Origin of the sequence: Pseudomonas sp. 31 R 17 (genome assembly GCF_900004915.1) — a bacterium.
In the GTDB taxonomy this organism is placed as follows: Bacteria; Pseudomonadota; Gammaproteobacteria; order Pseudomonadales; family Pseudomonadaceae; genus Aquipseudomonas; species Aquipseudomonas orientalis_A.
Genome location: NZ_CVTN01000062.1, coordinates 145141 through 159282, shown reverse-complemented (window position 1 = coordinate 159282; position 14142 = coordinate 145141). Strand labels below are relative to the sequence as shown.

Annotated in this window: 11 protein-coding genes; 5 read left to right on the top strand and 6 right to left on the bottom strand. The window is 60.2% G+C overall.

Annotated elements, in window-relative coordinates:
• Positions 1–6: 6 nt before the first annotated feature.
• On the bottom strand, positions 7–735 hold the full coding sequence (locus BFP89_RS10685; protein WP_065885448.1) for a TraX family protein: 729 nt from the start codon (positions 733–735) through the stop codon (positions 7–9).
• Between the two features lie 90 nt (positions 736–825).
• On the opposite strand from BFP89_RS10685, the gene BFP89_RS10680 reads away from it, so the two are divergent.
• Positions 826–1866: a threonine aldolase family protein gene (locus tag BFP89_RS10680; protein ID WP_065885447.1), complete on the top strand. Its 1041-nt coding sequence runs from the start codon at positions 826–828 to the stop codon at positions 1864–1866.
• 187 nt (positions 1867–2053) lie between these two features.
• Complete coding sequence (locus BFP89_RS10675) at positions 2054–2257, top strand: hypothetical protein (RefSeq protein WP_065885446.1); 204 nt, start codon at positions 2054–2056, stop codon at positions 2255–2257.
• 67 nt (positions 2258–2324) lie between these two features.
• Here the strand turns inward: BFP89_RS10675 and BFP89_RS10670 are convergent, their stop codons facing one another.
• Positions 2325–4142, bottom strand: a complete 1818-nt coding sequence (locus BFP89_RS10670) for a flavin monoamine oxidase family protein (protein WP_065885445.1) — start codon at positions 4140–4142, stop codon at positions 2325–2327.
• A 275-nt stretch (positions 4143–4417) separates the two neighbouring features.
• On the opposite strand from BFP89_RS10670, the gene BFP89_RS10665 reads away from it, so the two are divergent.
• Both BFP89_RS10665 and BFP89_RS10660 read left to right on the top strand, forming a co-directional pair.
• On the top strand, positions 4418–5854 hold the full coding sequence (locus tag BFP89_RS10665) for a purine-cytosine permease family protein (protein ID WP_065885444.1): 1437 nt from the start codon (positions 4418–4420) through the stop codon (positions 5852–5854).
• A 2-nt stretch (positions 5855–5856) separates the two neighbouring features.
• Positions 5857–6672, top strand: a complete 816-nt coding sequence (locus BFP89_RS10660; RefSeq protein ID WP_065885443.1) for a nitrilase-related carbon-nitrogen hydrolase — start codon at positions 5857–5859, stop codon at positions 6670–6672.
• Here BFP89_RS10660 and gbcB read toward each other — a convergent pair whose 3' ends face one another.
• Positions 6673–7773, bottom strand: coding sequence for a glycine-betaine demethylase subunit GbcB (gene gbcB / locus BFP89_RS10655; protein ID WP_065885442.1), 1101 nt, complete (start codon positions 7771–7773; stop codon positions 6673–6675).
• Positions 7774–8055: 282 nt separating this feature from the next.
• Between gbcB and gbcA the strand changes: the two genes are divergently transcribed.
• Entirely contained in the window at positions 8056–9351 is a 1296-nt protein-coding gene (gene gbcA / locus BFP89_RS10650) for a glycine-betaine demethylase subunit GbcA (RefSeq protein WP_065885441.1), read from the top strand.
• Between the two features lie 841 nt (positions 9352–10192).
• Here gbcA and BFP89_RS10645 read toward each other — a convergent pair.
• Genes BFP89_RS10645 through dgcB form a run of 3 tightly spaced genes read right to left on the bottom strand, consistent with a single transcriptional unit; the run spans position 10193 to position 14137 of the window.
• Entirely contained in the window at positions 10193–10963 is a 771-nt protein-coding gene (locus BFP89_RS10645; protein WP_065885440.1) for an electron transfer flavoprotein subunit beta, read from the bottom strand.
• 10 nt (positions 10964–10973) lie between these two features.
• Positions 10974–12194 carry an electron transfer flavoprotein subunit alpha gene (locus tag BFP89_RS10640; RefSeq protein ID WP_065885439.1) on the bottom strand — a complete coding sequence of 407 codons (1221 nt, stop codon included), beginning with the start codon at positions 12192–12194 and terminating at the stop codon, positions 10974–10976.
• A complete protein-coding gene (gene dgcB, locus BFP89_RS10635) occupies positions 12194–14137 on the bottom strand; it encodes a dimethylglycine demethylation protein DgcB (RefSeq protein ID WP_065885438.1) in 1944 nt (647 codons plus the stop codon). The genes BFP89_RS10640 and dgcB overlap by 1 nt, the downstream gene beginning before the upstream one ends.
• Positions 14138–14142: the final 5 nt, after the last annotated feature.

The window sequence follows — 14142 nt, the reverse complement described above, 5'->3', positions numbered from 1 at the left end:
CAGGGGTCAGGCGATGATCTTGCGGACGAGGAGCAGCAGGAGGAAGTGCATTGGATAAAGGGCATAGGCCCAACGGCGCATGGCCGGTGGTGAGACGTTTCTGGCGTGTCGCAATAAGACCAATCCTGCCAGCGGCGCAACCAGACACGTCGCCAACCCAAGCATCGCCACCAGGCTGCCGCTGTTGAGCAGAATCTGCCATTGATTGGCAGCGACGCAGACCAGACCCGGCAGCACGCTGAAATACCAGGGCCGGCGAAACACTAGCAGCATCGCCAGCGGCAGCACTGCACCAAAGAAACCGAACATCAGCTGCGTTGAAAACACGGCCGCTACTGTGACAGCGATCAGCGCCAATCCTCGATCAACCAACGTGTTCTGTTGCCATCCTCGGGCAACCAGCAAACCCAGCGCCAAGGTCGGCAACACGTTCAAGGTGTCGACGTCTTCGATGAACATCCGATACGGCACTTCGCTGATCACGCTGAACAGCAACAACCAACCCAAGTAGCGCCAGTGGCCGGTCACCGGGGCGTTTCGAGCCCGGTGCAAATTCGCCGCAATCGCCAGGCAAAACCATGGGAACGCCAGGCGCCCCGGCACATACAAGCCATCGAGGCTCAAGCCCACGTAGCGCAGGTGATCGAGCACCATGCTCAGCAGCGCCAGCCACTTGAGCAGGTCCAAAGCGCCATCTCGGACACGTCCGACAGGCAAGGTGTCAGTACCGTGCATAATTCCCCACCGACTTTGCATTTACAGTGCGTGCGCCCCCCTCCCAATCTTGGTTAAAGTGCGCACCAACATCGACCACAGGAATGGGCCATGACTGACAAGAGCCAACAATTCGCCAGCGACAACTATTCCGGCATCTGCCCGGAAGCCTGGGCCGCCATGGAACAAGCCAACCAGGGCCATCAGCGTGCCTACGGTGATGATGAGTGGACCCACCGCGCCGCCGACGGTTTCCGCAATCTGTTCGAAACCGACTGTGAAGTGTTCTTCGCCTTCAACGGCACCGCCGCCAACTCCCTGGCGCTGTCTTCGCTGTGCCAGAGCTACCATAGCGTGATTTGCTCGGAAACCGCCCACGTCGAGACCGATGAGTGCGGCGCGCCGGAGTTTTTCTCCAACGGCTCCAAGCTGCTCACTGCACGCACCGAAAACGGCAAGCTGACGCCGGAGTCGATCCGCGAAATCGCCCTCAAGCGCCAGGACATTCACTACCCGAAACCGCGCGTGGTCACCCTCACCCAGGCCACCGAAGTCGGCAGCGTCTACACCCCGCAAGAAATCCGCGCCATCAGCGCCACCTGCAAAGAGCTGGGCCTGAACCTGCACATGGACGGCGCGCGCTTCTCCAACGCCTGTGCGTTTCTGGGCTGCTCGCCCGCCGACCTGACCTGGAAGGCCGGTGTGGACGTGCTGTGCTTCGGCGGCACCAAGAACGGCATGGCCGTGGGCGAAGCTATCCTGTTCTTCAACCATAAGCTGGCCGAAGACTTCGACTACCGCTGCAAACAGGCCGGCCAGCTCGCGTCGAAAATGCGCTTCCTGTCCGCACCATGGGTGGGCCTGCTCGAAAACGACGCCTGGCTCAAGCATGCTCGCCACGCCAACCACTGCGCGCAATTGCTCAGCAGCCTGGTGGCGGACATCCCCGGCGTGGAATTGATGTTCCCGGTGCAAGCCAACGGCGTGTTCCTGCAACTCTCGGAGCCGGCTATCGCAGCCTTGACGGCCAAGGGCTGGCGCTTCTACACCTTCATCGGCAAAGGCGGCGCGCGCTTCATGTGTGCGTGGGATACCGAAGAAGAGCGTGTAAGAGAATTGGCAGCCGACATCAGGGAAGTGATGAACGCTTGAAGTAGAAATCAGAACGGTGCGTGCTGGCCGATTGCCGAGTCTGTTTTTTGATATTTCTGACAGCAGCGCACTCGAATTTCATTGTCTAGCCTCTTGGAACCCGCAAGGAAAACGCAGCGATAACTGCCACCTTCCGGGTTTATTGCCTGCCGAATAATCGGCTGCAAATCCAATGGAGAGCTCAATCATGGAATATCAAAGCAACGTCAACACCCTGGTGCAAGGCGACAACACCATCAGCACCACCGTTATCGACTGGGATGAGTTCAGGAAATACGCAAAGGTCGGCGATACCATCCGCGAGCCATCGAGGACGCTGAGGATCTACGACAAAGTCTATGAACTGACAGCCTCAGGCCAGCACTTCGTCGTACACATCTACGCCCAGTAATCCTGCTAACGCCTAGGGCCCGCGCCGGAGACTCATGACCTCCGACGCGGTACTGACCATCGCTTACCTACAATGCCTTCGGCTGGAGCGCCGTCCAATCGTCAATGGGGCCACGGTTATTGATAAAGGTGCCTCCACCGAACTTCACCGCCAGCTTGTTAACCGCGTTCAGCGCAGTGGTCACCGCGCCTTCCGCCCATCCGCCGGTAAAGGACACATCATCCCCTGCAAGAATGAACCCATCGGGATTCTCGCTATGCACACCGTTCATGAACTGTGAAAACAACAGGCGCTGGTATTCGTACTGCCCCGGCAGGTTCATCTTGAAAGCACATAGAAAAAACGGCTGCTCTTCCCAGTTGATTTCGACAAATGGATCGGTCATGCCGAACTCTGCGGCAAGGTCCAACTGATGATGGGCATACACTGAATCCAGCAAGGTCGAACATACCGCCACATGGGACGGCAACGGCGCGATGCGATCACCCAGGAACTTGAGACTGTCGTCATTCCAGGTGTAAGACAAAAACATTCCGCTGCCCCTGTAGGCACCGTGACTCGCAGCGTAGTCCAGCAGGTAGGTGCCTCGGGTAATACGGTCCGATAACGTCACACTCATCCGGTATTGTTGGTCCACACCCACATCGTTCCAGAAGGGCCTCTTGGTCTGGGCAAAGATTTTGGCCGACTGCATGTAATGGGTGTACATCACCGCTTCCCATTCTTTAGCAGACAGCAGGCCATTCATGAGGTTGAAGCGTTCGGCACCATCCATATAGCGGAACTTGTCCAGAATCCGTTTGTGGGGTGTATAGACCACGGCAGGGAAAGTGTATTGGTGGCTGCTTCCCAGGTTGTGATCAAAGATCCACACGTCGAACTGGCCGTCCGAGCGCCGCATGATCTGTCGCACCTCCTGCTTGAAAATCTGGGGAATGACCTGGGTGCTCAGGCTCTCGACGGTGGTACCTGCAGACCAGTGGGCCATGCTGTCGCCCATCGCATCAGGGCTACGCCCCCACAGCCGGCGAGGCAGCTCGCTGGAACCGTCGTACATCAATTTATGGTTGGTATCCAGGCCGGTGTACAGCACTCGCAGCACCTCAAGAAAGCAGTTCGGATAGTCGGTATTCCACCCACCCGTACCAAAACCGATCTGGCCAAACAGATCAATGTCTTCGCGGCTCCAGCCAGCCTGCTCGACCATGGCAGCAAAAAAACTGAGATTGTCCCACCCTGCGTCAATAATCGCGTTCCACAGTGTCTTGATTTTCGCCTGATCAATGCTGCCCTCGGACATTGCAGCTTCCATCTCACTGAACTTGATTGGGTCCTGCTCCAGGAAAACGTCGAACAACTTACGCTCAATTTCGGCATATTCCTCGGGCAAGTTATCACCTTCGTAATAGAGCTGGCGCTGCTGATAATCGACCACTGTGCTGGGGGTTGCGGGCGAACCGGGGTTAGGAAAGTCCGTCGAATTGGCACTCATGTCGACCTTGTCGAAATAGTGCATCAACGCCTTGCCGGAAACGGGAAAACGCATGGCGCCCATCTCGCAGATGACGCTGTTGGCTGCGTCTTCTGGATCGCCCGCCACATAGGAATAGAGTCGCCCGCCAATACGGTCGCCAGCCTCCACTACCACAGGGTGCAAGCCCATGCGCATGGCTTCATAAGCCGCGACAAGGCCGGCGACGCCCGCCCCAACGATCAATACCTTGCTACCGAGGGCACTAATGGAAACCTGCCCCAACGGCGTACCGTTGCTGGCAGCCTGATCAAGGAACTGGGCGTAATGAAAAGGGAAGTCTGGAACAAGTGCGGTGACATCGTTAGCCAGCAAGCGCAACGCGCCTTTAGTGCGGGAAGGAATAGCAGACATGTTGGGCATCCTTGGAGGGGAGAGGACGTCCACCTACTGCTTCACTGCGAAGGGCGACAACGACGAATTCAATTCATAGCGTAGAAGACCGTAGGAATTGTCTCTATATCACTTCGAAATAAAAAGGCACCCCATAAAACAAACCTCACCAGTGCAAGCTTTTGCGCAATCAGTTCAGAAATTCCTGAAGTGATTATTTACAAATACCGATTCAATTGTACTTTTGGTTGACAGACTCTTCGCCGATCACTCAATAAAAACAGACCGCGAAACCTATGAGCACATCCTGCGACCGAACGGCAGCCTCCAGCCCCGCACTGAAGATTGAAACCCGCTCCATCGACTACATACCGCGTCATGAACGCCACGGCAAAGTCTGGCACCAGGCACCTTTCTGGTTCACCGGCAACTTCGTACTGACGACCATGGTTACCGGGTTTACCGGTGCAGCCTTGGGCCTGAGCCTGGTGTATGCGCTTCTAGCGATTGTCATCGGTGTAGGCCTGGGCACCTTTGCCATGGCCTTCCACGCCAATCAAGGCCCTCGCATGGGCTTGCCGCAGATGGTCCAATCGCGGGCGCAGTTCGGCCTGCGGGGGGCGATAGTACCGTTCATCGCGGTGGTCTTCGTGTACATCGGTTTCAACGTCTTCAACGTGATTCTCGCAACAGATGCCATCAACACGGTGCTGCCTGGCGACCGCGCGCCGTGGTACGCCTTGATGATCATTCTGGCGGTGATCATTGCCGTGGTCGGCCACGACCTCCTGCACACCATACAACGCTGGCTGACGTACGTGATGATCAGTGTTTTTGCCGTGTTGACGGTGGCTGCATTAATGAGCCTGCAAGCCGACTCGGCAGTGGTCGACGCACACTTTTCCTGGTCGGCCTTCTTGATTCAACTGTCAGCCGCTGCGGGGTACCAGATCAGCTACTCCGTGTACGTTTCGGATTACTCGCGCTACCTGCCGCATACCACACCCGCGCGCAGCGTCGTTACCTGGACCTATCTGGGAGCCGCCGGCTCGGCGCTATGGCTGATGTCACTGGGGGCTTTCCTTGCATCGGCCCTGCCCTCCCCTGATGCTATCGCCAGCGTTCAGGCCGTGGGCAACCAAGTCATACCCGGCTTTGGTACCTTTACCGTATTGATCGCGGTACCAGCACTGGTGGGCATCATGGCGGTCAACTGCTATGGCGCCATGCTCACCGGAATCAGTGCCATCGATGGCTTCAGATCAATCAAGCCACGCCTCAAGAGTCGAATCATCGGTATCAGCCTGGTGGCCGCAGTGATTTTTGTGATCGCCCTGAGCATCCCGGAGAGTTACCTGCACAGCTTCAATAACTTCGTACTCTTGATGCTGTATTTCCTGGTGCCTTGGACGGCGGTCAACCTCGCAGACTTCTATGCTGTGCGAAAAGGGCGCTACGCAATCAGCGAACTGTTCAACCCTGCCGGCATCTACGGCCGCTGGTCAAGTGCAGGGCTCACTGCGTATTTCGTAGGCATCGCGGCGATGATCCCGTTCATGTCCCTGGGCTTTTACCAAGGGCCGGCAGCCGTGTGGCTGGGCGGGGCCGACATTGCATTCGTGGTGGGCCTTACCGTCTCGGCTACCACCTATTGCATCATGGCCCGCAGCATCGATCACACCCGCGAGGTCCGTGCCATCAAGGCCAGTGAACGCCTGTTAGAGGGAGAGTAGTCATGACATTGATAACGGTCGCGTGCCATCAACTGGCACCCCGCATTGGCGATCTTGCTTACAACCGGACGCTCAGCGAGGGGGCGATCCGTGGCGCAAGCGGCCTCGCAGCGCAAGTCATCGTTCTGCCGGAACTGATGCAAAGTGGCTACGCCTTCATGACCCGCGAGGAGGCGTATGCGGCCTCCGAAGCAGATGACGGTCCGACGCTGAGCCTATGGTGTGCGCTGGCCAATGAACTGGATATCATCATCGTCGCCGGCTTCTGTGAACGCCTGAGTGCTGGACGAGTAGCCAATAGCGTTGCGCTGATCCAACCCGAGGGCCGGCTGACGGTTTATCGAAAAGCCCACTTATGGAACCGGGAAAAGCTGATCTTCACGCCGGGCACCGAACCTCCTCCCGTCGTTGAAACCCGGGTCGGACGGATCGCAACGATGATTTGCTACGACCTGGAGTTGCCTGAGTGGGTCCGCCTTGCAGCCTTGGCTGGTGCCGACCTGCTATGCGCTCCAGTGAACTGGCCGGAGGGTCCACGCCCGGCCGGCGAGCGGCCGGGGGAAATTGTCCGAGTCCAAGCCAGCGCGGCAGTCAATCGCATGTTCATTGCCGCCTGCGACCGCTACGGCGCGGAGCGAGGCATCAATTGGGTAGGCGGCTCGACCATTGTCGATGCCGACGGTTACCCGTTGGCCGGGGCAGTCTCCCATCAGCAGGAACAGCGGCTCGTCGCTCAACTGCCTCTGGCCGAGGCCAGAGACAAGTTCATCAGCGAGCATAACCATGTTCACCATGATCGAAGGCCCGTTCTGTACTGACTAGAACTCGATGCGCACATCGCCCTTGGGCACACTGCAGCACGACAGGATGTAGCCTTCGGCTTCGTCTTCCTCGGTGATCCCGCCGTTGTGCTCCATCTCCACCTCCCCGCCCAGCTTCATCACCTTGCACGTGCCGCAGATGCCCATGCCGCACGCTTTCGGGATCAACAGCCCAAGCTTGGCCGCCGCCGCATGCACCGTTTCGCCCGGCGCCACGCGAATGCTTTTGCCGGATGCGATGAATTCCACCTGGTGCAGGTCCGCCAGGTCGACTTCCGGCGCATCCGCCGCTTGTTCGGCCTGCTCCACCGCGTCGGCCCGCGCTTCCGCCGGCGTCGCGCCAAAGGACTCTTCGTGATAGCGCGTCATGTCGAAACCGGCGGCTTCCAGCAGGCGCTTCACCGCGCTCATGTACGGCGTGGGGCCGCAGCAGAACACTTCGCGCTCCAGGAAGTCCGGCACCATCAGTTCCAGCATCTTGTGGTTCAAGTAGCCACGGTAGCCGGCCCAGGGCTCTCCAAGACCATGCTTTTCGCAGATCAGGTGCAGGCTGAAGTTGTCGATCCGCGACGCCATGTGTTCCAGCTCGCGGTGGTAGATGATGTCCTTGGGTGAACGGGCGCTGTGCACGAACGTCATGTCGACATTGGCGTTGGTGTCGTAGAACCAGCGTGCCATGGACATCACCGGCGTGATGCCGACGCCGCCGCTCAGGTACAGCACTTTGGGGCTCGGGAAGTCGATCGCATTGAACAGCCCGACCGGCCCGTGCACCGCCAGCTCCTGGCCTTCATGCAGCGTATCGTGCAACCAGTTGGAAACGCGGCCGCCCGGCACGCGCTTGATGGTCACCGAGAAGCTGTAGGGCACCGACGGCGAACTGGAAATGGTGTACGAGCGCATGATCGGCTGGCCTTCGATCTCCAGCTCCAGGGTGACGAATTGCCCCGGCTTGAAAAAGAACAGGATCGGCTGGTCGGCCATGAAACAGAAGGTGCGCACGTCCCAGGTTTCCTGGATGACTTTGACGCAACGGACAATGTGCCGACCATTGGCCCAGGTCTGGGTGGTTACCGGGTTCAGGAAATTATTGGACATGTTGTTCTCCACCGCCGAGGCTCGGCCTTATGGTGGCGATTCTGCGTAACGCGCGAATCGCCCATTTACCTATCTGCGACATTCACATACTTACCGCGACCAGCCCCCAACGACAGGGGCTTGCGCGTCGGGATCAGATTGGGCCATGTCGCCCATGGATAAGGTTCGACCCCACGCCGGGCCCACACTCGCTCCCAACAAAGATGCGTTCTTTACGCCTTGCTGCAAACCTGATCAGCCACTATTCGCCGGCCACACAGAATGGCCATGAGGACATACACGATGGACGTCACCGCAACCTTAAGCTTGGGCGATCCGCTGGAACCCGCACGCAAGGCCACCGCGCACATGCTGCAAGAGCGCGAACGCACCTATTCGCTGCCGCAGCCGTTTTACTCTGATGAGCGGCTGTTCGATATCGACATGCAGGAAATCTTCCAGAAAGAGTGGTTGATCGCCGGCATGACCTGCGAAATCCCCACCAAGGGCAACTACCTGACCCTGCAAGTGGGCAAGAACCCGATCATCGTGATCCGTGGCGCCGAAGGCGTGGTGCATGCGTTTCACAACGTGTGCCGTCACCGTGGTTCGCGCTTGTGCACCAGCGACAAGGGCAAGGTTGCCAAGCTCGTGTGCCACTACCACCAGTGGACCTACGAGCTGGACGGTCGCCTGTTGTTTGCCGGCACCGAGATGGGCGCCGACTTCGACATGAAGCAGTACGGCCTCAAACCGGTGAACGTGAAGACCGCCGGCGGCTACATCTTCATCAGCATGGCCGAGAACCCGCCGGCCATCGATGACTTCCTGTCGACCCTGAACCACTACATGGAACCCTACGACATGGAGAACACCAAGGTGGCGATCCAGACCACCTTGTTCGAGAAAGCCAACTGGAAGCTGGTGCTGGAAAACAACCGCGAGTGCTACCACTGCAACGCGTCGCACCCGGAACTGCTGAAAACCCTGCTGGAATGGGACGACGTCACCGACCCGCGCGCCGACCAGGCGTTCAAGGACCACGTCGCCGCTTCCGCCGCCGCCTGGGATGCCGAGAAGATTCCTTACGCCCACGCCAGCTTCGGCCTGCGTAACCGCATCGTGCGCATGCCGCTGCTCAAGGGCACCGTGTCGATGACCCTGGACGGCAAGCAGGGCTGCGCCAAGTTGATGGGCCGGATCAAAAATCCCGATCTGGGCTCGATGCGAATCCTGCACCTGCCCCACTCGTGGAACCACTGCATGGGCGACCACATCATCGTGTTCACCGTGTGGCCGATCAGCGCCCAGGAAACCATGGTCACCACCAAGTGGATCGTGCACAAGGACGCCGTGGAAGGCGTGGACTACGACGTGGAGCGCATGCGCCAGGTGTGGGACGCCACCAACGACCAGGATCGGCGCCTGGCCGAAGAGAACCAGCGCGGCATCAACTCCACCGCTTACCAGCCGGGGCCGTACTCCAAGACCTATGAATTCGGTGTGGTGAATTTTGTGGATTGGTACAGCGAGCGCATGCTCAACAACCTGGGGGCAGCGCCTGCGCCTTACCTCAAGGGCGTGGCCGCGCACGAGTAACTGACACACCGTGGATCAAATGTGGGAGGGGCTTGCCCCCGATTGCAGTGGTTCAGCCGGCAACTTCATGGGCTGATGCACCGCTATCGGGGGCAAGCCCCCTCCCACATTAAGAATCTGAGCTGTTCAAAATTTGAGCAACAATAGCCTAGCCCGCTGCGGCTGGGCGCTTCAGCGGTTACCCAACAACTTATCCACAAAGCCACCCACAGCAATTGTGGGCAACTGCCGGCCGCCTTCAAAATTAAACCAGGAAAAACCGTGACTTATTCATATTCATGGATTTAACACGCGCCTGATCGTTTTTTGATCAATCCATTGAAAGCCACGGGCTACATGCCCTGCAGCGGTACGCGAACACCTTATCCACAGAAGCACCAACAGACTTTGGGGGCAACTTTGCCCACACTGTGGAAAACCACCTCAAAGCTGCATATCCCGGGGGATTCAGGGGTGTTTAGAGAGGTAAACACGACAATTGATCATATTTTGATCGTATCGAGCAAAGCCTTTATCTATAAGGCCCCCAGCCGACAGCGAACATCTTATCCACAGAAGCGCCAACAGACTTTGGGGGCAAGTCTGTGCGTCGATACGGGAAAAACCTCAGGAAAAACCGCCAGTTAGGCTGGTTATTTTTCGTACAGAGGGCTGCAGGGCATGATGCACTGGGGGTGTAGACAACCGCGAACAGGTTATCCACAGGCGCATCAACAGCGATTGTGAGTAAACATTTGTAGGAGCGAGCTTGCTCGCGAAGAACCAGAGAGCGCCGCGTTAAAACCGGACACGCTGCGTTATCGTTAACGTTTTTCGCGAGCAAGCTCGCTCCTACAGCGGATCAGCGTACGACGCCTTCTTCTATGAGCAATTTGAGTATGGCCTGCGCGCCCTCTTCAGGACTCACGCCCTTGAGCACCTGCCCACCGCCCCCGCTGGCCTTGGCCGTTGCGGCCTTCATGCGATCAGCGCCGCTCTTGGCCTTGATCACCTTGAGGCGCTTGGGCCGTGGCTTGGCCGGTTGCAGCAGCGCGTCTGTGAATAACTCATCCTGTTCAATTTCGACGTCGTGGGCGGCAAGCTCGCCACGTTGCGCCGGGCCGTAGGCACTCTGGCGCGGCTTGGGGGCGGCGTTATCCACCGTCGCCAGAAACGGCAGGCGTACCTTCAGGCGCCGTCGCTGGCCGCGTGGCAACGCCTGCAGCACATGAGCCACACCGGCGTCGATGGACTCGACTTGAGCCAGCCCCACAATCAGCGGCCAACCCAGTTGCTCGGCCAACAGGAACGGCAGCATGCCCGAGCCCTCGCCAGTTTCCGCCTGGCTGCCGGTCAGCACCACCTGGGCGCCGGCGTCGCGCAGATAGTCGCTCAACACCGGCAACGCATCGGCACCGGCCGGCTGTTCCAGCACATGCAGTTGCGCCAATCCCATGCCCAGGTAGCTGCGCAAGGTCGGCTCGCTGATGTCGCCGGCGTGCAGCACCTGCAACTTATCCCCAGCCATTTGCAGGCCAAGCTCGACGGCACGCGCATCCTGTTCGGCACGGCGCGGGCGCCCGGAAGTGGGATGGGCGCCGATGGATACCAGGCTGATTACATTGGTTGTCATGGTCATGTCCCTAGGCTGCATCGCGCTTGGCGCCGTTGCGGTAGGCCTCGACCGCAGCGATCAAGGCGTGCAGAATCGCGGCGCTTTCGCCGATCACCGACAGGTCGGCACGCTTGATCATGTCGCAGCCGGGGTCGAGGTTGATCGCCACCACCTTGTCGCAGGCACCGATGCCTTGCAGGTGCTGGATCGCCCCGGAAATACCCACGGCCACGTACACCCGCGCCGTGACCCAGGTGCCGCTGGCGCCGACCTGGCGATCACGCGCCATGAAGCCATCGTCCACCGCGACCCGTGAAGCGCCTTCGGTGGCGCCCAGGGCGGCGGCGGTCTGGTGGAACAGCGTCCAATCCTTCACGCCGTTACCGCCGGAGAAAATGAATTCGGCTTCGGCCATCGGAATCGCCGCCGGGTCCACTGCCACCGCGCCAAGGTCTTCGATACGCGGCAGGCTGCGTGCCAGGGTTGTGGATAACTCCACGGGCAACACTTCATGGCGCGTCTCGCTGACCGGATCGGCGCATTCGACGGCGGCGAGAATCAGGCGCGGCAGCGGCCGCGCCAAATCTTCCTGGCCCGCTCCGGCGCGACCGATACACGACTCGCCCTTGATCTGCCACACCCGCGTAGCCGGGCGTTCCTTGAGGCTGGCGGCGAAACGGCGGCCCAGTTCACCGCCACCGCTGCGGCTGTCGGGCAGCAACCAGTGACGCGGGTTGAACTGGTTATCCACAGCCCGCAGACCCTGGACGCGTTGCTCCGGTGAATAACCGTCGAATTCATGACCGTCCAGCACCAGCAGGCGGTCTACGCCGGCGGTGGCAAATGCATTTTCCTTGTGTTCACCAAACACCACCGCCAGTACCGCGCCGTCACTGCCGGCCAGTTGTCGGGCCAGGCCCAGCACATCGCGGTCGTGGCTGCTCAAGCGGCCGCCGACCATATCCGGCACCACGTTGATGTAGAACGCCGGCGCCGCAACCTGATGCAGCGGCAGTTGCACTTGCACCGCCGCCGTACGCTTGGCTGCACCGCCCTGTTGCGCGCCGCTGCGGTCAATGCGCTTGATGCCGTTGGGGCCGATAAACCCCACACCGTGCACATTCTTGCGGATGACGCCGTTAGGCCCCATCCAGCTCTGTTGCACCGGCTGCATCGCCGCATGCAGCGGGTGCAGGCGATTGCGGGCGATCCATTCGGCCCGTGGGTCGCGGCGGATAATGTCGCTCATCAGTGCACCTCCGCAGGTTCACGTTTGGGGGGCGCCTTCGCAGGCGCAGCGTCTTCAAGCAGCGCGTCGGCCACCAGTTCGGCGATGTCCTTGATCAGCGGGCGCGGTTCGACCACGCCTTCGAGCATTGCGGTGCACTGCGGGCAACCCACGGCCACCAGCTCGGCGCCGGTTTCGCGGATGTCGTCCATGCGCATATCCGGGATACGCTGCTTGCCGGGAATGTCCGTGATCGGTGCTCCGCCGCCGCCGCCGCAGCAGCGCGAACGGAAGCCCGAACGTTGCATTTCCTTGACCTCGATACCCAGCGCGCGCAGCACTTGGCGCGGCGCCTCGTATTCACCGTTGTAGCGGCCCAGGTAACACGGGTCGTGGTAGGTCACGCTGGTGCCTTTGTGCTGGCCCAGGTTCAGCGCGCCGTCGCCGATCAACTCGGCCATGAAGGTGCTGTGGTGCTGCACGAGGTAGTTGCCGTTGAAGGCGCCGTACTCGTTTTTCAGCACGTGGAAACTGTGCGGGTCGCAGGTGACGATGCGTTTGAAACTGTACCTGGCCAGGGTCTGGATATTGCGCGAGGCGAGCAGTTGGAACGTCGCTTCATCGCCCAGGCGCCGCGCCACATCGCCGCTGTCGCGCTCTTCAAGACCGAGTACCGCGAAGTCCACACCGGCGGCCTTGAGCACCTTGACGAACGCGCGCAGGGTGCGCTGGTTACGCATGTCGAAGGCACCGTCACCGACCCAGAACAGCACGTCGCAGCTGCTCTTGTCGCTGAGCAGCGGCAGGTTCAGGTCCGCCGCCCAGTTCAGGCGACCGCCGGGGGCGAAGCCGCCGGGGTTGTCGGTGGCGATCAGGTTTTCCAGGACTTCGGCGCCCTTGTTCGGCGTGGCGCCCTTTTCCAGGGTGAGGTAGCGACGCATGTCGACGATGGCGTCGACGTGCTCGATCATCATCGGGCACTCTTCCACACAGGCGCGGCAGGTGGTGCACGACCACAGGGTCTCGGCGTCCACCAGGCCGTTGACGATCGGCTGATGCGGATTTCCGGCGTGTTCACCAATCGGTTTGCCCGGGTACGGGCTGCCGGCGAACTTGGCATCGGTGCCACCGGCCAGGCCGACCACCATGTCCTGGATGAGTTTTTTCGGATTCAACGGCTGGCCGGCCGCGAACGCCGGGCACGCCGCTTCGCACTTGCCGCACTGCACACAGGCGTCGAAGCCGAGCAATTGGTTCCAGGTAAAATCCCTGGGTTTTTCCACGCCCAGTGGCGCGGTCTTGTCGCTCAGATCCAGCGGTTTCAAACCGGTGGAACGGCCGCCACCAAAGCGTTCGGCGCGGCGGTGCCAGGCCAGGTGCAGGGCGCCGGCGAAAGCATGTTTCATCGGCCCGCCCCAGGTCATGCCGAAGAACATTTCGGACACGCCCCACAGCACGCCCACGCCGAGCAGCGCAGCGAGCAGCCAGCCGCCAAAGTCAGCGGGCAGAATGCCGGCCACCGGCAAGGTCACCAGGAAAAAGCTCACCGAGAACGCCATCAGGCTTTTCGGCAGGCGCATCCACGGGCCTTTGGACAGGCGGGCAGGCGGATTGCGGCGGCGCAGGTACATGAAGATGGCGCCGACAAACATCAAGGTCGAGGCCAGCAGCAAGGCGTAACCGAGGATACGGTTTTGCAGGCCGAACCCATGCACCAGGATCGCCAGCAACGCCGACAGCACAAAACCCAGCGCCGTGGCGACGTGGGTATTGGCGATGTATTTGTCGCGGGCGACCACGTGGTGCAGGTCGACCATGTAGCGCTTGGGCATGGCCAGCAGGCCGCCGAGCAGGTCGACCTTGGAGGCGCGGCCACGGCGCCACATGTTTGCCCGGCGCAAGGCACCGAGGACCGCGAGGCCCAGGGCGGCAAACAGGAGAATAGGCAGCAAGGTGTTCAACATGGTGA

Coding starts and splice junctions, on each gene's coding strand:
- BFP89_RS10670 (WP_065885445.1), bottom strand. CDS start 4,142: ATGTCTGCTATTCCTTCCCGCACTAAAGGCGCGTTGCGCTTGCTGGCT.
- BFP89_RS10665 (WP_065885444.1), top strand. CDS start 4,418: ATGAGCACATCCTGCGACCGAACGGCAGCCTCCAGCCCCGCACTGAAG.
- dgcB (WP_065885438.1), bottom strand. CDS start 14,137: ATGTTGAACACCTTGCTGCCTATTCTCCTGTTTGCCGCCCTGGGCCTC.
- BFP89_RS10660 (WP_065885443.1), top strand. CDS start 5,857: ATGACATTGATAACGGTCGCGTGCCATCAACTGGCACCCCGCATTGGC.
- gbcA (WP_065885441.1), top strand. CDS start 8,056: ATGGACGTCACCGCAACCTTAAGCTTGGGCGATCCGCTGGAACCCGCA.
- BFP89_RS10680 (WP_065885447.1), top strand. CDS start 826: ATGACTGACAAGAGCCAACAATTCGCCAGCGACAACTATTCCGGCATC.
- BFP89_RS10685 (WP_065885448.1), bottom strand. CDS start 735: ATGCACGGTACTGACACCTTGCCTGTCGGACGTGTCCGAGATGGCGCT.
- BFP89_RS10640 (WP_065885439.1), bottom strand. CDS start 12,194: ATGAGCGACATTATCCGCCGCGACCCACGGGCCGAATGGATCGCCCGC.
- BFP89_RS10645 (WP_065885440.1), bottom strand. CDS start 10,963: ATGACAACCAATGTAATCAGCCTGGTATCCATCGGCGCCCATCCCACT.
- BFP89_RS10675 (WP_065885446.1), top strand. CDS start 2,054: ATGGAATATCAAAGCAACGTCAACACCCTGGTGCAAGGCGACAACACC.
- gbcB (WP_065885442.1), bottom strand. CDS start 7,773: ATGTCCAATAATTTCCTGAACCCGGTAACCACCCAGACCTGGGCCAAT.